The organism is Streptomyces sp. NPDC090021 (genome assembly GCF_044748225.1).
GTDB lineage: Bacteria > Actinomycetota > Actinomycetes > Streptomycetales > Streptomycetaceae > Streptomyces.
Genome location: NZ_JBIVFO010000061.1, coordinates 1 through 20855 on the forward strand (window position 1 = coordinate 1; position 20855 = coordinate 20855).

16 protein-coding genes and 1 pseudogene are annotated in these 20855 nt (G+C 73.5%); 5 read left to right on the forward strand and 12 right to left on the reverse strand.

Annotated elements, in window-relative coordinates:
• Positions 1-135 precede the first annotated feature (135 nt).
• Positions 136-540 carry a hypothetical protein gene (locus ACIPXC_RS32610; RefSeq protein ID WP_401625408.1) on the reverse strand — a complete coding sequence of 135 codons (405 nt, stop codon included), beginning with the start codon at positions 538-540 and terminating at the stop codon, positions 136-138.
• Positions 540-1682 carry a molybdopterin-dependent oxidoreductase gene (locus tag ACIPXC_RS32615; protein ID WP_401625411.1) on the reverse strand — a complete coding sequence of 381 codons (1143 nt, stop codon included), beginning with the start codon at positions 1680-1682 and terminating at the stop codon, positions 540-542. Before ACIPXC_RS32615 ends, ACIPXC_RS32610 begins: the two co-directional genes overlap by 1 nt.
• A 114-nt stretch (positions 1683-1796) precedes the next feature.
• On the opposite strand from ACIPXC_RS32615, the gene ACIPXC_RS32620 reads away from it, so the two are divergent.
• Complete coding sequence (locus ACIPXC_RS32620) at positions 1797-3245, forward strand: glycosyltransferase 87 family protein (protein ID WP_401625414.1); 1449 nt, start codon at positions 1797-1799, stop codon at positions 3243-3245.
• A 151-nt stretch (positions 3246-3396) separates the two neighbouring features.
• On the opposite strand, the gene ACIPXC_RS32625 is transcribed toward ACIPXC_RS32620, so the two are convergent.
• Positions 3397-4815 carry an AI-2E family transporter gene (locus ACIPXC_RS32625; protein WP_401625417.1) on the reverse strand — a complete coding sequence of 473 codons (1419 nt, stop codon included), beginning with the start codon at positions 4813-4815 and terminating at the stop codon, positions 3397-3399.
• Between the two features lie 186 nt (positions 4816-5001).
• On the opposite strand from ACIPXC_RS32625, the gene ACIPXC_RS32630 reads away from it, so the two are divergent.
• Entirely contained in the window at positions 5002-5643 is a 642-nt protein-coding gene (locus ACIPXC_RS32630; RefSeq protein WP_401625420.1) for a carbonic anhydrase, read from the forward strand.
• Positions 5644-5743: 100 nt separating this feature from the next.
• Here ACIPXC_RS32630 and ACIPXC_RS32635 read toward each other — a convergent pair whose 3' ends face one another.
• Together ACIPXC_RS32635 and ACIPXC_RS32640 are read right to left on the reverse strand one after the other, a co-directional pair.
• A complete protein-coding gene (locus tag ACIPXC_RS32635; protein WP_401625423.1) occupies positions 5744-6394 on the reverse strand; it encodes a fasciclin domain-containing protein in 651 nt (216 codons plus the stop codon).
• Between the two features lie 2 nt (positions 6395-6396).
• Positions 6397-8064 (reverse strand): molybdopterin-dependent oxidoreductase, encoded by a 1668-nt coding sequence (locus tag ACIPXC_RS32640; protein WP_401625477.1) that lies wholly within the window; start codon positions 8062-8064, stop codon positions 6397-6399.
• Between the two features lie 198 nt (positions 8065-8262).
• Here ACIPXC_RS32640 and ACIPXC_RS32645 point away from each other — a divergent pair, with 198 nt between their 5' ends.
• Positions 8263-8736, forward strand: coding sequence for a hypothetical protein (locus ACIPXC_RS32645; RefSeq protein WP_401625426.1), 474 nt, complete (start codon positions 8263-8265; stop codon positions 8734-8736).
• Positions 8737-8774: 38 nt separating this feature from the next.
• On the opposite strand, the gene ACIPXC_RS32650 is transcribed toward ACIPXC_RS32645, so the two are convergent.
• On the reverse strand, positions 8775-10937 hold the full coding sequence (locus ACIPXC_RS32650) for a prolyl oligopeptidase family serine peptidase (protein ID WP_401625429.1): 2163 nt from the start codon (positions 10935-10937) through the stop codon (positions 8775-8777).
• Positions 10938-11019: 82 nt separating this feature from the next.
• On the reverse strand, positions 11020-12801 hold the full coding sequence (locus ACIPXC_RS32655) for an N-acetylglutaminylglutamine amidotransferase (protein WP_401625432.1): 1782 nt from the start codon (positions 12799-12801) through the stop codon (positions 11020-11022).
• A gap of 482 nt (positions 12802-13283) precedes the next feature.
• On the opposite strand from ACIPXC_RS32655, the gene dhaK reads away from it, so the two are divergent.
• A complete protein-coding gene (gene dhaK, locus ACIPXC_RS32660; RefSeq protein ID WP_401625435.1) occupies positions 13284-14288 on the forward strand; it encodes a dihydroxyacetone kinase subunit DhaK in 1005 nt (334 codons plus the stop codon).
• A 171-nt stretch (positions 14289-14459) separates the two neighbouring features.
• On the opposite strand, the gene ACIPXC_RS32665 is transcribed toward dhaK, so the two are convergent.
• The 5 genes and pseudogenes from ACIPXC_RS32665 to ACIPXC_RS32685 form a co-directional block, all read right to left on the reverse strand.
• The gene (locus tag ACIPXC_RS32665) at positions 14460-14789 is read right to left on the reverse strand and encodes a hypothetical protein (protein WP_401625438.1); all 330 of its coding nucleotides are present in this window, start codon (positions 14787-14789) and stop codon (positions 14460-14462) included.
• Positions 14790-14956: 167 nt separating this feature from the next.
• A pseudogene (locus ACIPXC_RS32670) lies at positions 14957-15676 on the reverse strand (PEP-utilizing enzyme); the annotation flags it as partial.
• Positions 15677-15749: 73 nt separating this feature from the next.
• A complete protein-coding gene (locus tag ACIPXC_RS32675; protein ID WP_401625441.1) occupies positions 15750-18086 on the reverse strand; it encodes an FtsX-like permease family protein in 2337 nt (778 codons plus the stop codon).
• Positions 18087-18088: 2 nt separating this feature from the next.
• Positions 18089-18880 carry an ABC transporter ATP-binding protein gene (locus tag ACIPXC_RS32680; RefSeq protein ID WP_401625444.1) on the reverse strand — a complete coding sequence of 264 codons (792 nt, stop codon included), beginning with the start codon at positions 18878-18880 and terminating at the stop codon, positions 18089-18091.
• Positions 18877-19383: a PadR family transcriptional regulator gene (locus tag ACIPXC_RS32685; protein WP_030660918.1), complete on the reverse strand. Its 507-nt coding sequence runs from the start codon at positions 19381-19383 to the stop codon at positions 18877-18879. The genes ACIPXC_RS32680 and ACIPXC_RS32685 overlap by 4 nt, the downstream gene beginning before the upstream one ends.
• A gap of 167 nt (positions 19384-19550) precedes the next feature.
• On the opposite strand from ACIPXC_RS32685, the gene ACIPXC_RS32690 reads away from it, so the two are divergent.
• Entirely contained in the window at positions 19551-20825 is a 1275-nt protein-coding gene (locus ACIPXC_RS32690) for an ABC transporter substrate-binding protein (RefSeq protein ID WP_401625448.1), read from the forward strand.
• Positions 20826-20855 lie beyond the last annotated feature (30 nt).

The following is a 20855-nucleotide window of genomic DNA, read 5'->3' on the forward strand; positions in this document are numbered from 1 at the left end:
TGTTTGCCTGGGCCGCGGGGGGGGGGCGGGGGGGGGCGGGGCCCGGGGGGGGGGGGCGGCGCCCCCCCCCCCCGGGGGGGGGGGGGGGCCCCGGGGGGGCCCCCCCCCACCCCGGCGGTTGTCGTGCGAGGCCTCTCAGGCCCGGCGGCCGGACCGGCGCTTCAGGGCCCCCAGGGCGGCGAGCAGGCCGGTGAACACCGCGACGGCCGCCATGGCCAGCAGCCAGTTGCGCAGGTAGTCGAGCGGCAGCACCGTCGGGTTGGCCACGCCGCCGGGGCGCAGGAGCGGGGGGAGCGCGATCACGGTCAGGGAGCCCGCGACGATCAGCGCCGCACGCGGGACGCCTCGCAGGCGCAGGCCCGTGGCGGCGGCGAGGGCCCCGACCGCGAGCACGAGCGGCGCGACGAACCCGTCGTGCACCACGACCGCTCCGCCGAGCCAGACGGCGATCCGCCATGGCTCGGGCTGCTGGAGCAGCAGCCATCCGCCCCAGGCCGCGCTCAGCAGCCCGAGTCCGCCCGTCATGTGTCGCCAGCCCATCACGCGACCTCCAGCCGGCCGACCCACTTGGTCTGCAGGACACCGGGCCGGTTCGGGGCGATGATCCGTGCCGGATAGCCGTGGTCCAGTGACAGCACCTCACCGTTCAGGCGCAGCGCCAGCAGCGTGAGCGGGTCCTGCGCGTACGAGCGCCCCATCTCCATCACGCGGTAGGCTCCCGCCGCCTCCACAGAGACCACCCGGGCCCGCGCGTCCGGGCCGGCGCCCGCCCGCTCCAGGAGGTCCCTCACCCGTACTCCGGTCCAGTTCGCGGACTTGCTCCAGCCCTCGACGCAGGCGATGGGCAGGGTCACCTCGTACTGGGGCATCGCGCGCAGCTCCGCCAGGGTGAGGGCGTACGGACGCGGCCCGTGCACGGTCAGCCGCCAGTCGGCCAGCGAGGCCCGGGTGACGCGTGCGGCTGCGGCCGTCCGGTTCACGGGGAGCCCCTGTTCCCCGTGGGCGGGGCTGCGCGGACCGAACAGCTCCAGCGCACCGAGGGCGGTGACGGACTGTCCGGCCGTGGTCAGCGTCACGGCTCCGACCGCTGCGGTGACGCCGAGGAGGAGCTGCCTGCGGTCGGGGCCGTCGGCCGCGGGCAGGGCCAGGGTTCCGGGGGAACGGCGGGTGAAGTGGTCCCGGATCTGCGGCCATCGCACGGCCACGTGCAGGAGCAGGGAGCCGAGCAGGAGCCAGGCGACCGCATAGTGCACGGGAACGAAGTTGAACGGCCACGGGTACCACTGGAAGGTGTTCAGCAGTCCGGTGAACAGCTCGAAGAGGGCGGCCGCCACGAGGACGGCCACGGAGATCCGCTCCAGCGCGTGCCGCAGCGACCGCACCGGCGGCCACGCGAACAGGCGCGGGTAGACCGCCCACAGCTTCGCCAGCAGCAACGGAACCGCCGCGGTCCCGGACGCCACGTGGAGTCCCTGGGTGAGCCGGTAGCCCCAGTACGGGCGGCTGGGCAGCCGGTCGGCCAGCCACCCCGGCGGGTGCTGCAGGTAATGGCTGAGCACACCGGTCGCGAAGCAGACGACCACGGCCGCGCCGAGCCAGCGACCGATCGCGGTCGCCGTACGGGCATCGTGCAGGCGCGCCTTGAACGTGACGGGCGGCCCCGGAGGAAGGGTGAAACGCATGCCCCCATCACACCCCCGACGAGAGCCGCACAGGTGGCCCGAACACCTTACGAAACACGGACATCCGAGGTGGCGAGGCATGCGACAGGTCCGATTCCTGGAACGCTTGCGCAGGTGAAACCGCCTCCCGCCCTCGCTCCGCGCGCCGCATTCGCAGCCACCGCCCTCCTTCTCGCCGCGCTCACGACGGTGCTCGCCCTCACCGTCGTGCACGGGGACTACTTCGGCGACCCCTTCGGGCTCTTCGGGTGGTACGCGGTCGGCTGGGTGCTCTTCGCCGCCGCGCTGCTCGCGGTGCGCCGGGTCCCGCCCCGCCGCCTCGCGTGGCTGATCGTCGCGGGTGCCGTCGCCGTCACCGTGACCGGACTGCTGGGACCCCCGCGGACCAGCACCGACTCCTACCGCTACGCCTGGGACGGCCGCGTCCAGTCCGCCGGGACCTCCCCGTACGACCACCCCCCGCAGGATCCGGCCCTCGCCTCGCTGCGCGATCCCTGGCTCTTCCCCACCGGCGCCGCGTGCGGTGGCCCGGACCTCGCTTCCGTCCCGTCCGCCGACGGCACGCGCCACTGCACCCGCATCAACAGGCCCGCCGTCCACACCATCTACCCGCCCGTCGCCGAGGCGTACTTCCTGGCCGTCGACCAGCTGTCCCCGGCCGGAGCCCGGCACAAGGCGCTCCAGACCGGCGCCGCCCTGATCTCCCTCGGCGTCACAGGCGTGCTCCTGCTGATCCTGCGCCGGCGCGGCGGCGACCTGCGCAAGGCCGCGTACTGGGCCTGGTGTCCGGCCGTCCCCCTGGAAGCGGTCAACAACGCGCACGTCGACGTGCTGGGCGTGCTGCTCACGGTCGCCGGACTCGGCCTCGTCGCCTCCCGGACCCTGACCCGGCGGGCAGCGGGCGGCGTACTGATCGGCGCCGCCGTCGCCACCAAGCTCATGCCGGCCGTCGTCCTCCCCGGCGCGCTGTCCGGGGTCCGGCGCGTCCGCGACGCGGCCGCCGTCCTGCTGCCCGCCGCGGGCTTCGTCGCACTCGCCTACCTCCCGTACGTCCTCCTCTCCCACGGCTCGGTCTTCGGCTACCTCGGCGGCTACGTCGACGAGGAGGGCTACGACGACCCCTCGGCCGGGTCCCGCTACTCACTCCTGCGCCTGGTACTGCCCGACGCCTGGGCGCTGCCCGCCCTGGTCCTCATCGTCGCGGCGGTGTGCCTGTACGTCATGCGGCGCGGCGATCCGCAGCGCCCCTGGAGCGGCGCCCTGCTGGTCACCGGCTGGTCCTTCCTCCTCCTCACCCCGGGATACTCCTGGTACGCCCTCCTCCTGATCGCCCTCGTCGCCCTGGACGGACGCTGGGAATGGCTCGGTGTCCCCGTCGCGGGCGCCGCCGTCTACGTACTCGCCCCGACGCTCCACTTCCCTCCGTCGCTGAGCAACATCGCCTACGGCGCCGCAGCCGTCCTCGTTCTCGTGATGAGCCGCGTCCGGCGACGGTCTTCCTCGCCCGAAGCCGGCGGATCCGCACCGCTGCCCTCGCACGGTGTCGCTCGTTCCCCGCACTGAAGCGCACCCGGCGGGGACACGCTGCGGCGGACCGGGAGCATGGCGGTACCGCCCCCGGCTCCGGGTGACGCAGGCCTGCGTCCGGACAGGAGCAGGGGATGAGCCCCCCTGCTCCCGCACCGGTGTGCGGGGCCCCGCTCCCCGCCGGGGTTCACTCCATGACGTCGGGCCGCCGCTCCGGGGCCTCGGCCGGCTCGGCGGGCTCCCCGCCGGCAGCCGGGTGGCCGGGCTGCGTGAGGCCGGCGGGAGCCGCGGCCCCGGCCGGTGTCGCCCGGGGAGTGGGGCCTGGTTCCGGGGCCGGTGGCGCGCCGGGTTCGGCTGCCGGTCCGGGCGTCGGCCCGTCGTCCTCGCCGCCGTGGGCCCGCAGGTGCGTGATCACCGTGTTCGTGACGGCGACCAGCGGGACGGCGACGACCGCTCCGCCGATCCCGGCGACGAGCCCTCCGGTGGCCACGGACAGGGCCACGGCCAGCGGATGGATCCGCACGGCCCGTCCCAGGATGAACGGTTGCAGGATGTGCCCCTCGATCTGTTGGACGAGGAGCACCACCAGCAAGGTCATCAGGGCGGTGAAGACTCCCTGGGTGACCAGGGCGACGATCACGGCGAGCGCACCGGAGGCGATGGCGCCGATCAGCGGTACGAACGAGGCCAGGAAGATCACTACGGCGATGGGTACGGCGAGGGGCACTCCGAGGAAGTAGATCCCCGCCCCGATGAACACCGCGTCGATCAGGGCGACGACCAGCGTCCCGCGGATGTAGGCGGTGAGCGTCCGCCACGCCGGCGGCCCGGCCCCGGCGACGCGGGGCCGCACGGCGACCGGCAGCAGCCTCAGCGTCCATTCCCAGACGCGTCTTCCGTCGTACAGCAGGAAGAGCGTGACGAACATCGCCAGGAGCATGCCGGTGATGACCTCGATCAGGACGGTCACTCCCTGGAGCCCGGTCGAGGTGATCTCGCTGGCGCTGCTGCCGATGGCCTCGCTCACTCGCTCCGTGACCTCGTTGATCTGCTGCTCGGTGACGTGGAACGGGCTGTTGAGGAGCCAGCGCTTCAGTTCCGCGACGCCTTCCTGGAGCCGTTCGGACAGGCTGCCCAGGTTGTCGAGCACCTGCCACACGACGAACCAGCCGATCAGTCCGAGCGCGAAGAACCCGCAGAGCGCCGTCACCAGGGTGGCGAGCCCCTGCGAGAGTCCCCGGCGGCGCAGCCGGGCGACCGTCGGCTGGAGCAACGCGGTGATCAGCAGCCCGGCGACGAAGGCCAGCGCGACCAGCCGAACGGACCCGATCACCCGCATCAGCACCCACACGGCGGCGGCGAGAACCAGGAACCGCCAGGCGACCTCGGCCGCGACCCGCATGCCCCAGGGCACGGCGCGGGCCGGTTCCGGGGCGCGGTCCCGGGCCTGGGCGCGGTCCCGGGCCTGGGCGCGGTGGAGGCGCGCCGCCCGTTCCCGCTCGGCGGCCTCCTCGGCGTCGTGGCGGGCCAGCGCCCGTACACGCTGCTCCTCGAACGCGGCCGCGGCGCCCTTCGCGCGGCCGAGCAGGTCACGGATCCTGGACATCCTCGGGCCTCCCTCCGCCCCGGTTGACCGTCTGCCCGCGTTTCGGGGTGGTCAGACGACCGGACCGGTGGAGGTGGCCGGACGGCCGGCGACCGCAGGGCTGCCGGGCCGGTCGCGTCAGTCGGCTCGGCGCGTCCGGCGGGGTCACCTGCTGCGACGGCGGGTGCCGCCTCGTAGGCTGCGACCATGACCGAGACCCAGACCCCGACGCCCCGCGACGCCTTCGACCTGCTCATGGCCGGTAACCGGCGCTTCGTCGCCGGCACCCCCGAACACCCGAACCAGGACGCCATCCGCCGCACCGAGGTCGCGCCCTCCCAGCAGCCCTTCGCGGTGATGTTCGGATGCTCCGACTCCCGGCTGGCCGCCGAGATCATCTTCGACCGTGGCCTGGGTGACCTGTTCGTGGTCCGCACCGCCGGGCACGTGATCGGTACCGAAGTGCTCGGGTCCATCGAGTTCGGCGTGAGCGTCCTCCATGCGCCGCTCGTCGTCGTCCTCGGCCACGACTCATGCGGCGCGGTCGCCGCGGCCTGCGCCGCCCTGGAGAACGGGCAGACGCCGGGCGGCTTCGTCCGGGACGTCGTCGAACGGGTGACCCCGAGCGTGCTGGCGGCCCGTGCCGCCGGACGCGAGACGGCCGATGAGATCCTGGCCGAGCACATCGAGCACAGCGTGGACCTGCTGCTGGAGCGCTCCCGCTTCCTGTCCGAGGCGGTGGCGGCCGGCCGGTCCGCCGTGGTGGGGCTGTCCTACCGGCTGTCCGACGGCAGCGCCCAGCTCGTGGCCACCCGCGGCCTCGACGCGGCGGTCCCCACCACTTCCTGACCGCCCCGGCCGTGGCCGCTCACCGGGAGGACCGGGGCCGGCGGCCGCGCCCCCTGGGAGGGCGGGGCCGCCGGCCGCTTCCCGCCGCCGCTCGCGCCGGCTACTTCGGCATCAGGACGGTGTCGACGATGTAGACGTTGGCGTTGGCGGTCCTGACGTTGCCGCAGACCACGTTCGAGGTGTCGTTAACCTTGTAGGCCTCGCCGGAGCCCGAGGTGGTGACCATGCCCTTCTGCAGGGTCTCGAAGGAGCCGTTCTCCAGCTGCTGCGGGGTGAGCTTCCGGCCGACCACGTGGTAGGTGAGGATCTTGGTCAGCTGCTCCTTGTCGGCGAGGACCTTGTCGAGGTCGGCCTGCGGGATCTTCGCGAAGGCGTCGTTGGTCGGCGCGAAGACCGTGATGTCCTTGGCGTTGTTCAGGGTGTCGACGAGGCCGGCCTGCTTGACCGCGGCAACGAGTGTGGAGAGGGCCGGGTTGTTGGAGGCGGCGGTGGCGACCGGGTCCTTGGCCATGCCGTCGAACGAGCCCGCGCCCTCCTTCGGGACACCGGCACAAGCCGCGCCGAACGGCTCGTCACCGGTCATCGCACCGTCCCTCGGGGTGCTCTCACCGGTCTTGGCCTGGTCCCCGGCGGCTGCGGGCGGGGCGGCCTCGGTGTCGCTGCCGGAGTCGGAGCAGGCGGCGAGGGTGAAGGGCAGCAGGGCGGCTGCGGCGACGGCGATCGCGGTACGACGGATCTGCAGAGTGTTCATGATCAGTTGCTCCCCTTGAGCTTCTGTCGGTCTTCTGGGGGTGGTGCTGCCGGACCGGTCCGAAGGTGGGCCGGGCCGGGGGTCTGGGGGACGGTGACGAAGACGCTGTGCCGTCCGCTCGCCCCGTCGGGGATGGTTCGCGCGCGCTGCTCGGTCTGGACCTGACCGGTGCCGTCGGTGGCGCGGACGGTGACCGTGTGCCCGCCGGGCGTGGCGTTCCAGCGGTAGGACCACTGGCGCCAGGTGTCGACGGTGGCCTGGGCGGCCAGGTCGGCGTCCTGCCACGGTCCGTCGTCGATACGGACCTCGACGCGGGTGATGCCGCGGCGCTGGGCCCAGGCGACACCCGCGACCACGACCGGGCCGGCGGCGGGGCGCGCGAAGGGTTCGGGGGTGTCGATGCGGGACTGGGTCTTGACCGGCGCGCGGCGGGCCCACCTCCGCTTCACCCAGTACGGGTCGTAGGCGTCGAAGGTCGTCAGCTCGATGTCAGTGATCCACTTGCAGGCCGACACGTACCCGTACAGGCCCGGAACGAGCATGCGGACGGGGAAGCCGTGGTCGAACGGCAGCGGTTGGCCGTTCATCCCGACCGCGAGCATCGCGTCGCGGCCGTCCATGACGTCCTCGACCGGCGAGCCGAGGGTCATGCCGTCCACGGAACGCGCCACCAGCTGATCGGCGGTGCCGCCCTTCGACGGCGGTCTCACCCCGCACTCGGCCAGCAGGTCGGCCAGGTGCACCCCGAGCCAGCGGGCGTTGCCGAGGTAGGGGCCGCCGACCTCGTTCGAGACGCAGGTCAGGGTGATGTCCCGTTCGATGAGCGGGCGGGCCAGGAGCTCTTCGAGGGTGTAGGTACGGGGGCGGGTGACGCCCTTGCCGTGGATCCGCAGCCGCCAGGTGCCGGCGTCGACCATGGGGACGGTGAGCGCGGTGTCGACGCGGTAGAAGTCCCGGACGGGCGTGGTGAAGGGGCTGATGCCGTCCACCTTCAGCCGGATGCCGGCCGGAACCGCGGGAGCGGGTGAGGCGGGGGCGGGCAGGCGGAGTGCGTTGCGGGAGGTGACGGCTCCCTGCCCCCGCTGCCCGGACAGCACCTGCCCCAGCGCTCCGGCGGTGGCCGCCGCGGCCGCGGTGGCGGCAGCGGCGTTGAGGAATTCCCGCCGGCTCCGACCGGTCCCGTGACGGTCGGGGCGGTTCGGCGAGCCGGCGTCGTCGGCCCGGCCCGCCAGGAGGTGGAGCACCGCAGCGCCTGCCACCGCGCCCGCCACGGAGGGCAGGACGTCCGTGGCTCCGGCGCTGTCGGGCCGGCTCAGGGCGGCGGCCCCGCCGACGACCCCGAACACCAGCACCCCGGCAGCCCCCGCCCACCGGTACCGGACGGCGAGGATGCCCAGGCCGATCGCGGACAGGCTCAGCAGGACCAGGATGCCGAGCTGGAGGACGAGCTTGTCGTTCTCCCCGAACGTGCGGATCGCGAAGTCCTTCACCGGCGCGGGGGTCCGGTCGATGACGGCGCCCCCGACCACCGTCACCGGTCCGGCCGCGGGCCGCACCAGGGCGGCCGTCAGCTCGGCCACCGCCAGCGCGGTGAGGCCGGCCAGCAGGCCGGACAGGGCCCCGGGGCCGACCCGGGCGGCGGTGGTGCGGAAGCTGCTCACGCCCGGTATTCGGCCGCACCCGCCCGGCGGATTGGCCCGTCACCCGAAGGAATGACGCCACATCTACGAGACCGGCGCGCGCTGCAAGCCGCCGTCCGCGGGGACACGACCCGGGGGCGCACGTGGCCCTGCGATCGCATGGTGCCTTCGGGGGACGCCGGTGGCGGAAGGGCTTGGGCGGGCGGCACGGCCGGGCACTGGCGAAGTATGACGCGACGCGATGACGGACCGGATCCCTCACATCAGCGCCCGGACGGGGTCGGCGATCTGACGGTGGAAGCCCTCGGGTCCCTGTCGAAGGCGCTGGAGACGGTGGAGCGTGCCCGGGGCCACCTCTACGGATTCCACCAGCTGACGGGGACTGCGGATCTGGAACTGGACCGCACGGTCGCACTGCTGAGGGCGGCCGGACACGACGGCTGGGCCGACCGCGTCGAGAGGGACATCCTGGGACGCGACGTGATCCCCGGCCGCTGGACCTTCCAGATCGTCGAGGCGTACGACCGTACCTACTACGAGCCGTTCAGGGATCTCGAACACGAGGCGGTCGCTGCGCTGGCGGCCGGGAGGCAGCACCTGTACGAGGCGGAGATGAAAGAGGCCCGCAGGGCCCTCGGCCACCGCGATCACACCGCGCGTCCCGAAGGACCGGATGCGAACGAGGACCGACGCCCAGGATGACCGGCGCCCAGGATGATCGGGGCGCCGCTGCCCTGCCGTCAGCCGCCCCGGCGGCCGGGAGGCGGCGGGCTGCCGAGATGGCGCTCCAGCCAGTCCGCGGCGGCGCGCCGGTAGAGGCGCCTGTTGTCCGCGCGCAGGAACTCGTGGCCCTCGTCGCGCAGCGTCAGCTGCCGCGCGGGCACTCCCCGTCCGCGTGCCGCGCGGACGAACTGTTCCGACTCCGTCGGCGGCACATTGGTGTCGTGTTCCCCGTGGACGGCCAGCACGGGCGCCCGCAGTTGGTCGATGCGGCTCATCGGGGACAGGGCGCGCAACAGGTCCCGGTCACGTTCGGGATGGCCGTACTTGGCCGTGGCGGACTGGGCGATCCACGGTTCCGTACCGGCGAAGAACGTGGCGAAGTCCGACATCCCGCAGACGGCCACCCCGGCGCGGAAGAGGTCCGGGTGCCACACCAGGGAGGCCATGGTGAGGTAGCCGCCGTACGAGCGGCCCATCACCCCGAGCCGTACGGGGTCGGCATAGCCGAGTGAGACCACGTGGGCGGCGCAGTCGGCGACGTCGTCGATCGCCGCGAAGCGGCCGGCGCCGAGGTCGGCGTCCACGAACGAGCGCCCCCAGCCGGAGGATCCGCGGACGTCGGGGGCGAACACGTCCAGTCCCCTGCCAAGGAGCTCGTGGTAGAGCGGGCTGAACACCGGGCGCTCCTGTTCCTCGGGACCGCCGTGGAGGTGGATGACGCACGGGGCGGGCCGGCCCGGGTCCTGGCCCGGCGCCCGGTAGTACCAGCCGCCCAGGACCAGCCCGTCCCGGGCGCGGCAGCGCAGGGGCACGGGGCGTACGGGGGGCCGACCGGGCGGTACCGCTTCCTCGTCGGGGGCCGACCATCCCGTGCGTGCGGGTACGAGGCCCTGGTCCAGTTCCCAGATGCCGGGCCTGCGCCGGGATCCGGCCAGCGCGGCGAACAGGCCGCCGCGTTCCACGGGTGCGATACGGGTCACGACTTCGTGCGGCAGCACGGGACGGTGTCGCGGTCCGATGTCGCCGTCCGCGTCGGTGAGGGGGAGGACCGTGCTCTCCAGCTCGGTCGCGCCGTGGACGTTCCAGGCCAGGACGGCCCAGCGGCCGTGGTCGGGCATGCTCAGCAGGTCGAGGGCGGACTCCTCCCGTTCCACCGTCACGGACACGCTCCTGCCCGCGCCCCGCTCGTCCAGCCGGACCCGCAGGAGGGCCGCGAACTCGCGGTCGGTGTCGCTGCGCAGCCACAGGGTCCGTGCGTCGGCGGCGAAGCGGCCGATCCACGGGTCCCCGTCGGCGACGTGCAGGGCGAAGGTGGTACGGCCGGAGCCGGTGTCGAGCACGCGGGCCTCGCGCCGGCCGCGCGGCCCGCGGCGCACGAGCGCGAAGCGGCCGTCCGGGCTGGTGTCGCACACGCGGAGCGAGGCCGCCCCCTGCTCGCCGTACAGCAGGACGGGCGCCTGCGCTCCGTCCGGGTCGACCAGGTATGCGGCGAGCCCGCCGTCGCGGACCCGGCCGACGTCCTGGTCGGGGCGGGCCGCCGCCTGCGGGGGCGGCGCTCCGAGCAGGGTCGCGGTGCCGCCGCGTTCGGACCAGGCCGCGCCGGGGGTCCTCGCACCGGTCGCCGGTGGGCCGTCGGTGTCCGGGGGGAGGTGTCCCGGTCCGGCGTGCTCCGCACCCGACACGGAGGGCTGGGCGACCGTGACGGCGAGGGCGGTACCGTCGCGGGTCCAGCACCCGAGATGGGCGGAGCTTCCGGGCTCGGCCCCGGCCAGGACCTGGCGTCCGGTCCCGTCCGGGCGCACCGCCAGGACCCGGGTGTGTTCGCCGCCGCCCGGCGCCGAGGTGTAGGCGATCCAGCGTCCGTCGGGGGACCAGGAGACCTCGGTCACCGGATCGGGGTCGCCGTCCAGGACGTGGGCCTCGGCCCCGCGGGCGGGCCCGCTCCACAGCTGGGGCACGCCGGCCCGGTCGCAGATGAAGGCGACGTGCTCGCCGGTGGGGTCGGCCGACGGGTACCAGCAGCCGTGGGCGGCGAGCACGGTGGGCGGGTCGGCGGCGCCGGCGTGGTCGGGCAGCCGCACCGGGACGGGGGCCGCTGCGGCCGCGGGCGGGGCCGGGTCACGGTCCCCGGCACCGGGGGGTGCCGGGGTCCCGCCGGCCGTACCGACTGCGTGATCCATGGGGTTCGTCCGCTCCAGGGGCATGGCCACCTCTCCCAGGCTTCCGTTTCCGGGGTGTTCCCACCACTCGGCCCCCACGCCTTCAGTGGATGCCGTGGGCCTGGAGCCAGATCTCCAGCGACGCGACCTGCCAGAGGGTGTTCGCCCCGCGCCTGGCGCGGTGCCGGTCGGGTGCCGCGAGCAGCTCGGCCACGACACGCTGCTCGAAGATTCCGCGTCGGCGTGCTTCCGGGGCGGTGAGGGCGTCCCGTACCCGGGCCAGGACGGGCTGAGCCATGTGCCGCACGGCCGGGACGGGGAAGTAGCCCTTCGGACGGTCGACGACCTCGCGGGGCAGCACGGCACGGCCGACGTCCTTGAGCACGGCCTTGCCGCCCTGCGCGAGCTTCAGCCGCGGCGGACAGGCCGCCGCCAGCTCGACGAGGTCCTGGTCCAGGAACGGCACCCGCGCCTCCAGTCCCCAGGCCATCGTCATGTTGTCGACCCGCTTGACCGGGTCGTCGGGCATGAGCGCGTGCACGTCCATCCGCAGCGCGGCATCGAGGGCGGTGTCGGCCCCGGGGTCGTCCATGTGGCTCCGGACGAAGTCCGCCGAGGCGTCGGGGCCGACGGCGAAGTCCGGGTGGAGCATGGCGTTCAGGTCGGTGTGCGACCGGTCGAAGTACGCCCGGGCATAGGCGTCGGCCGCGCCCGCCCGGGTGGCGGAGGCGATCTGCGGATACCAGTGGTAGCCGGCGAACACCTCGTCGGCGCCCTGGCCGCACAGCACGACCTTCAGCTCCTTGGAGACCTGTTCGGACAGCATGTGGAAGGCCACGGCGTCGTGGCTGACCATCGGCTCGCTCATGGCTGCGATGGCGGCCTCCAGGGCGGTCGGGAGGCGGTCGGAGGGGATCATGAACTGGTGGTGGTCGGTGGAGAAGCGGCGGGCGACCAGGTCCGAGTAGAGGAACTCGTCACCGGCCTCACCGTTCTCCTCCTCGAAGCCCATCGCGAAGGTCGGGACGTCATGGTGTCCGTCCTCGGCGAGCATCGCCACCATCAGGCTGGAGTCCAGGCCGCCGGACAGCAGGACCCCCACGGGGACGTCCGCGACCGTACGGCGCCGCACGGCCGTCCGCAGCGCGTCGTGCACGGCCTCCCGCCAGGCGGCGGGGTCGTCCCCGAGCTCGGAGTGCCTGGTGTACGAGGGCTGCCAGTAGCGGTGGTCGTGGCGGGTGCCGTCGGGCTCGACGACCCGGACGGTGGCCGGCGGGACCTTCCGTACGCCGGCCAGCACCGTGCGGGGCGCGGCCACCGTGCCGTGCCAGCTCAGGTACTGGTGGAGGGCCACCGGGTCGATGGAGGTGTCGACCCCGCCGCCCGCCAGCAGGGCCGGCAGGGAGGAGGCGAACCGGAGCCGGTCGGCGTCCTCGGTGACGTACAGGGGCTTGATGCCCAGCCGGTCGCGGCCGAGTACGACACGGCCCGTGCGGTGCTCGACGACGGCGAAGGCGAACATCCCGACGAAGGACTCGACGCACTCGCGCCCCCACTCCGCGTACGCCTTGACGACGACCTCGGTGTCGGAGTCCGAGAAGAAGCGGTGCCCGAGCCGTTCGAGGCGGGTGCGCAGCTCCCGGTAGTTGTAGATGCAACCGTTGAAGACCGAGGTGAGGCCCAGCTGTGCGTCGACCATGGGCTGGGCGCCGCGTTCCGACAGGTCGATGATCCGCAGCCGCCGGTGTCCCAGGGCCACTGCCGCCTGGGACCAGGCTCCTCTGCCGTCCGGCCCACGCGACTCCAATGCGTCGGTCATGCGTTCGACGGCGGCCAGATCGGGCCGCCTGCCGTCGAAGCGGACCTCACCGCTCAAGCCGCACACGGGGCACCTCCCCGCGCCTCGGCGCCTGCGGACGCCCGGGAAACCCCGCTCTTCAGAGAGGACCAGGTCGCATACAGCATCGGTGTGCACTCCTGTGCCGTTCGGCCTGCACGTACGCGCCGGCCCGAACGGGCGGTAGACATATCCGGCTTCTGCCCGGCCGAGAACCGAGTAAGCGGGCGCTTGTCCTGCTCGCCGTGTGCGGGCGGCGCCGTCGAGGACGCACTGCCGACGGGCTCGTGCACCGGAGGCATGACCGGCACCGTCCGCCTCTGAGGCGGCGGACGACGCGGTGCCCGCTCACTCCCGCCAGGTCCGCCACCCATCCTGTCAGCAGGCGCGGCAGTGCGCGACCGTTCATGGTCGCCGCTGGACTCCGGCCGGTGGCGTCGGCCTGTCGTAGCGGGGCGGGCTCCTTTACCGTCGAAGTGATGAGCGGTGTGCTCGGAGAGTCACCTGCCAGCCCCACCGGGAGATGCGCCATGAAGATGCTGATCAACAGTCCTGAGACCGTGGTCGCCGATGCTCTGCGCGGGCTGGCCGCCGCACATCCGGAGCTGGAGGTGGATGCGCAGGCCCGGGTCGTCGTGCGCAGGGGTGCGCACGAGGGCGGACGGGTCGGCCTGGTGTCCGGCGGCGGCTCCGGGCACGAACCCCTGCACGCGGGCTTCGTCGGCCCGGGAATGCTGTCGGCAGCCTGTCCGGGCGAGGTGTTCACCTCGCCCGTACCCGATCAGGTCCTGCGGGCCGCGAAGGCCGTGGACTCCGGGCAGGGGGTGCTGTTCGTCGTCAAGAACTACACCGGGGACGTGCTGAACTTCGACATGGCCGCCGAACTCGCCGAGGAGGACGGCATCCGCGTCCGGCGCGTGCTGGTCGACGACGACGTGGCCGTCACCGACAGCCTCTACACGGCGGGGCGTCGCGGCACGGGCGCCACCCTCTTCGTGGAGAAGATCGCCGGGGCCGCCGCCGAGGAGGGCGCTGCGCTGGAGCAGGTCGCGGCGGTGGCCGAGCGCGTCAACAAGGCCTCCCGCAGTTTCGGCGTGGCCCTGAGCGCCTGCACCACGCCCGCCAAGGGAAGCCCCACCTTCGACCTGCCGGACGGCGAACTCGAACTCGGCATCGGCATCCACGGCGAGCCCGGCCGGGAGCGCCGCCCGATGATGTCGGCCCGTGAGATCGCCGAGTTCGCCGTGGGCGCCGTACTGGACGACCTGGCGAACGTGGCCCCGGCCGACGGACCGGTCCTGGCCTTGGTCAACGGCATGGGCGCGACACCGCTGTTGGAGCTCTACGGGTTCCACGCGGCGGTGGCGCAGGTGCTCGCGGACCGGGGTGTGCCGGTGGCCCGGACCCTCGTGGGGAACTACGTCACGTCGCTGGACATGGCGGGGTGCTCGGTGACGCTGTGCCGGGCCGACGAGGAACTCCTGCGTCTGTGGGACGCCCCGGTACAGACCCCGTCACTGCGCTGGGGCCGTTGACCATCGTCCCGGGACGTCCTGACGATCAGGCAGGATCGGCCTCCCGGTCCGACCGACGTACTCTGACTCGTCTGCCTCGTCTGACTCGTCGCCGCGGACGGCACCTGGTCACCTGGTCCTGGAGCCTGACCTGACCCTCCCCGCCGGTCCCCCGGGGTGCGGCGCAGGGGTTCAGATACGGGCGACGTTGCCGGAGTAGATCCAGCCGTCCTTCACGCCGTGGGTCCTGTCGACCCAGTACCAGAGGTTGCCCTTCGAGTTGGTGCACTGCTTCGTGAAGTTGAGCCGGTTCGTCCGGTGGACGGTGTCGACGACCCGGCCGGTCTCGTAGTAGATCGTCCGCACGGGTGCCGAGGCCTTGGTGACGTACAGCTCGCCGCCCGCCGCCCGGCAGGTGATGGCGGCGGCCGAGGCCGGGGAGGCGGCGCAGAGTGCTGCGGAGAGAGTCAGTCCGCCCGTGAGGGCCAGGGCGGACAGACGGCGTGCGGCGCTGACGCGCATGGTGCTCCTTCGTCTTCGCGTACAGGGAACAGCAAATGATCAAACGAATGACATGGTGAGGTCAAATCGGCTTCGGGGAAACCCTCTTGCCCCCTGACCCGCGACGGACAGGGACCCTGACGGCTGTTCGCTGCCGAGAATGCCGGAGAGCGTCCGGTCTGCGGCCGTCAGTCCAGGATCTCCACGAACCCGTCGGTCTCCACGAACCCGTCGGTCCCGTGCACGCGGATCCGCTGACCGTCCCCGATCAGCCGGGTGGCCCCCTCCACGCCGACGACCGTCGGCAGGCCGTACTCCCGGGCGATCACCGCGCCATGGGTCATCAGGCCCCCCACCTCGGTGACCAGGCCCGCGATTCCGACGAAGAGCGGCGACCAGCTGGGGTCGGTGAAGGCCGTGACCAGGATGTCTCCCGCTTCGAGGTCGGCCTTCGCGATGTCGAGGACGACACGGGCCCGCCCCTCGACGGTCCCGGCCGAGACCGGTACGCCGACCAGCGCACCCGGCGGCACGTCGTCCCGGCGGTACGTCCCGGTGAGGGCCTCGCCGTCCGAGGTGAGCACCCGGGGCGGGGTGAGCGCGTGGTGCGCCCGGAACGCCTCTTCACGCTGCTGGACGAGGTGCGGATCGAACGTCCGGTTCGAGCGCACCACTTCGTGGAACTCCTGGAAGGTGAGGTGGAAGACGTCCTCCCGCTCGGTGAGCACGCCCGCGCGCACCAGGCGCTCCGCCTCGCCCATCAGGGCCTGCTTGTAGAGGGAGTAGCGGCTGACGATGTCGTACTTCGGGTACTCCCGGTACCCGATGAAGGTGCGGACCCGGTCGATCATCCGCTTGGTCTCGTCGGCCTTGCGGTCCCCGTCCGCCTGGGCGCGCAGGCGTGCCAGCCCGACGCCCGTCAGCCGTGCGGCCTACCACCGGTATCCCTCACCGGCCCACCCGCAGGTGGGAGGCGGGGAGTCAGAGGGTTTCGCCGAGTGAGTCCGCCAGGCGGCGTCGGGCCGCGCGGGTCGCCGGGAGCGCCGCCGCCGCGACCGCGCCCAGCACCGCGCCGACGGTCACGGCCAGCAGTACGGGCGGCGGCGGCAGCTGGGCGATCCCCGCGCCGATCCCGCTCGACGCACCCTGGGTGTCCACCAGCCAGGTGCCGGTCAGGACGCCCACCGCCGTCCCCACCAGCGCGGCCGCGAGCGCGGTCAGCCCCGCGGCGGTCACGATCATCGCCCCGATCTGCCGGGGCGTGAGCCCGATCGCCTTCAGCGCGAGCAGGTCGCGGCCCCGGTCGCGTACGCCCGTGCCGATCAGGGTCAGCAGTTCGATCAGTCCGATGAGGGCCAGTACGGCGATCAGGGCGCCGATCACCCCGCGGGCCGGTTCCAGCCGGTCGGCCGGGTTGGGCGTCTCGCGGATCTCCAGGGTCCCGCCGGCCGCCGCGGCCAGGGCTCCGCCGACGGCCCGCGGGTCGGCCCCCTCGCGCAGTTCCAGGGCGTGGTAGGCGGGCCGCAGCCGGGGGTCGCGTTCGCGCAGGGCGTCGAGGGTGGTGGTGATCACCCGGCCGCCGGAATCGGGCTCGATGGTGCGGCCGACCAGGTGCAGGATCTGCGGCCGGCCCCCGACCGTCATCCGCACCCAGTCGCCGACCCGTACGCCGAGGAGGTCCAGCAGTCCCTGGCCGGCCACCGCCTCGTCGGGGCCGGCGACCGCACGTCCTTCCACCACCGCCGAGGGGTAGGGCTGCCGGGCCGTACCCAGCCCGCGCAGCGTGATGGTCCCCGTCTGCCCGGGGACCAGCGCGGCCATCTCGGCCCCCGGATGGACGGCGGCGACGTCCGGAACCGCCGCGAGGGTCTGCTCCAGCTCCGCGTCCGCCGGTCCGGCGGGCTGCCCGGCCCGTACGGTCAGTGCCGCTGCCAGCCCCATCTGCGCGGGGCGGCTGCGGAACTGGTCGAGCGTCGACCAGGTGACGAGGGCGACGGTGATGAGCACCAGCGGCAGCGCGAGCCGGGCCACCGGTACGAGCGTCCGGCCGCGTCGGGGGAACGCCGCGCGCCACCCGAGGACGAGAGCGGGTGGCACCCGGACGCCCAGCGCCCGCTTGCCGAGTGCGGTCATCGGTGCGGCGGAGGGCAGCGCCGCGCGGGCCACCGGCACCGGCGGCACCCGTCCGGCCCGCCAGGCCGCGAGCCCGGTGGAGGCCGCGATCAGCAGGACCGCGCCGACGGGTATGCCGATCATCATCGCCGTGTGGCCGGGCAGGTCCTGCCACACGGCGGCGGCCTCCCCGATCCGCCCGGGTATCCGGGCGCCGAGCAGGGCGATCGCCGTGGTGCCGAGGGCGACGCCGAGCAGCGCGAAGGCCAGGTGCTGCAGGAGGAAACCGCGGGTGACCTGGCCGGGGGTGAAGCCGATCGCCTTGAGGACGGCGATGTCCCGCAGCTGACCCCGTACGCGGGCGCCGATCGCTCCCGACGCGGCCAGCGCGGCCGCGAGCAGCGCGCCGAGGCCGAAGACGCCGAACATCGCGCCGAGCAGCCGGTCGTCGCCGCCCGCGTCGGCGCGTGCCTGCTGCCATTTGGTGACCTCGGCGACGCGGTCGGCACCGAGTACGGTGACCGCGCGCTGGACGATGAAGTCCGTGTCACCGGGGTCCTGAAGGCGCAGGCCCACGCTCTGGCCGGTGTCGCCCCGGGCGATCTCGTCGAGCGTGGCGGGGAGCACCCAGCCGATGCCCGCCGCGCCGCCCGGCTGGTAGCGGGGCTCGGCCACGTCGGCCGTCCCGCTCACCCGCAGCAGGTGCGGGGCGCCGTCCGGCCCGGTGACGCGTACGGTGTCGCCCGGCTCCGCCCACAGGGCCCGGGCGACGGAGGTCTCCAGTACGACGGAGCCCGCGCCGGAGACGGGACCGGCGGTGGCGCCGGGCGCGCCGAGCCAGCTGCCGCTGCCGACGACCGGCCGGCCGGTGCGCGGGGGCTGCTCCGAGGCCGCGCGGAGGGTCACCGCGGCCCGGGCCCCGCGGGACTCGGCCGTGGTGGCCGCCGTACGGTAGGGCCCCGACAGTTCCGCGACCCCGTCCACGCCGGACAGGGCTCCCGTGTCCGCACCGGCTCGGGTGTGCAGCCAGATGTGTGCGCCGTGGGACTGGTTGAAGACCCGCTGCCAGGGGTTCGCGGCGTAGCCGAAGAGTGCGCCGGCCAGCAGCAGCGAGGCGATGACCCCGGCGCTGGCCAGGACGACGAAGAGGGCTTCGCCGCGGTGTGCGCGGAAGTCTGCCTGAGCCCAGCGCAGGGTGGCCCGCACGGTCACTCCTTGAGTTCGAGCACGTCGCAGACGCCGCCGGACAGCCCGGGGCGGCGTCCGCCGCCGAGCTGCGCGTCGTCGGCTATCCGGCCGTCGAAGAAGCTGATGACGCGGTCGGCGGCGCTGGCCATCCGGGCGTCGTGGGTGACCATCATGATCGTCTGGCCGCGCTGGTGGAAGCGGGTGAGCAGCCGCAGCACCTCACGGGTGCCCTTGCTGTCGAGACTGCCGGCCGGTTCGTCGGCGAGCAGCAGTGCGGGGTGGTTGACCAGGGCGCGGGCGAGCGCGACGCGCTGCTGTTCGCCGCCGGACAGCTCTCCGGGCATGGCCCGTTCGCGGCCCTCCAGGCCGAGTTCGGCGAGCAGCTCGGCGCGGGACGCGCGGGCGGCCTTCGGGGAGGCGCCGGCGAGCAGGGCGGGCAGTTCGACGTTGTCGGCGACGGTGAGGTTGGAGACGAGGTTGAAGAACTGGAAGACGACGCCGATGCTGCGGCGGCGCAGGACGGCCCAGCGGGCCTCCCGGTAGGTGTCGACCCGCTCGCCGTCGATCCACAGCTTGCCGCCGTCGGGCCGCTGGAGGCCGCCGATGAGGTGCAGCAGCGTGGACTTGCCGGCGCCGGACGGGCCGGTGACCGCGACGAACTCGCCGGGCTGGACGGAGAGGTCCACCCCGCGGACGGCGGGCACCGGTGCGCCCTCGCCGTGGTGGGTCTTGGTCAGCCCCTCGGCCCGGACGATGGGCGGGGCGGGGCGGACGGCGGGCACGGCTGGAGCGGCGGTGGCGTCGTCGCTCATTCCAGCTCCTCCTGACAGCGTTCCAGCCAGTCGAGGTCGGCCTGCAGGTGCAGCATGGCGCCCTCGATCAGCAGTTGGGAGATCTTGTTGTCGCGGTCCTCGGCCGCGGCCAGCTTCGACAGGTCCCGCATGGTGTTGAGGTACTGGCGGCGCTGCTTGTTGATCAGGGCGATGGGATCGGCCAGACCCGACTGCGGTGCGAGCGCCAGTTTCATGAAGAACTCGTCCCGTACCCGGGGTTCCTCGGCGGTGTCCTCGAACCACGCCAGTACGGCTTCGCGGCCGGCGTCCGTCAGTTTGTACGTGCGTTTGTTGGGCCGGCCCGACTGTTCGACGTCCTCGCCCTCGATCAGACCGCTCTTCTCCAGCCGGCCGAGGGTGACGTAGATCTGACCCACGTTGGGCTGAGGGTACGCGGCGCCCAGGAGCTTCTCAAGGTCCTGCTTGAGCTCGTAACCGTGCGCAGGGCTACGGGTGAGGAGCGCAAGGAGCGCCAGCCGCACTCGCTCCCCCTCCCTCCCGCTCCGTAGTGAACCGTTCACTGGCACCGGGACGGATGTCGCCGCCGACCGTCCGGTCTGCCTGGACGTCTAGTATCGCCCATGCCTAACGGGTATATATAGGCCACGGTGGTCGGCGATGCAGCCGGATCGTGCACTGGGAGGAATCTATGCGGTGGATGCGTGCCGCGGGTAGAGCTCTCCTGGTGGTGGCGGTGGTGCTGGCGGGGTACGCCGGTCTCGGCGTCCGCCCCGACACGGGCGCCGCTTCCGACGCCCGCGGTCCCCTGACGCTCGTGACGGCGGGCGATCTGACCGACTACCTCGGTCCGCTCCTCGACGACTGGAACGAGAGCCGTCCCGGCGAGCGCGTCACGCTGGTCGAGCTGCCCGACTCGGCCGACGAGACCCGGGCCCAGATGATCAGCGAACTGCGATCGGGCCGTGACCGGTTCGACGTGCTGAACATCGACGTCGCCTGGACGTCCGAATTCGCCGCCGCCGGATGGATCTCCCCGCTCGAACGCGGCCGCTTCCCCCTGGACGCCTTCCTGCGGCCGGTCGTGGACACCGCGACGTTCGACGGACGGCTGTACGCGGTGCCGTACGTGACCAACGCCGGTCTGCTGTACTACCGCAAGGACATCCTGGACCTGGAGGGCGAGCAGCCGCCCCGGACCTGGCCCGAACTGGTCCGCCAGGCGAGCACGATCGCCCCGAGGCATGGTCTGGACGGCTATGCCGGCCAGTTCCTCCCGTACGAGGGGCTGACGGTCAACGTCACCGAGGCCGTGCATTCGGCGGGCGGTTCGATCCTGCGCGACGACGGTACCCGCGTCACCGTGGACTCCGCCGCGGCGCGCACCGGGCTGCGGTTCCTCGCGGACGGGGTGCGGGACGGCTGGATCCCCCGCGAGGCGCTCGGTTACAAGGAGGAGGAGTCCAGGAAGGCGTTCCAGGACGGCCGGCTGCTCTTCCTGCGGAACTGGCCGTACGTGTACGCGGACGCCGGCGCGGCGGGCTCGAAGGTCGCGGGCCGGTTCGACGCGGTGCCGCTGCCCGGGGCCGACGGGCCCGGGACCAGCGTGCTGGGCGGCTCCAACCTCGCCGTCAGCAGTCACGCACGCCATCCGGCGTCGGCGGCCGACCTGATCTCCTACCTCACCAGCGAGCGGGTGCAGCGGCGGGTGCTGACCGAGGGCTCGCTGCCGCCGGTGCGCGCCGCGCTGTACGAGGATCCCGAGCTGGTCCGCGCGTATCCGTACCTGCCGACCCTGCGCGAGAGCGTGCTGTCGGCGGTGCCGCGTCCCAAGAGCCCGCGCTACGACCAGGTGAGCCTCGCCGTGCAGGCCGTGGGGCAGGACCTGATGGCGTTGCGGCAGACGCCCGACGAGGCGGTGGCGCGGCTGGCGCGAGAGCTCGGGGCCATTTCCCGCACGGACTGATCGCACTTTCCCCCCTCCCCTGAGGGCTCC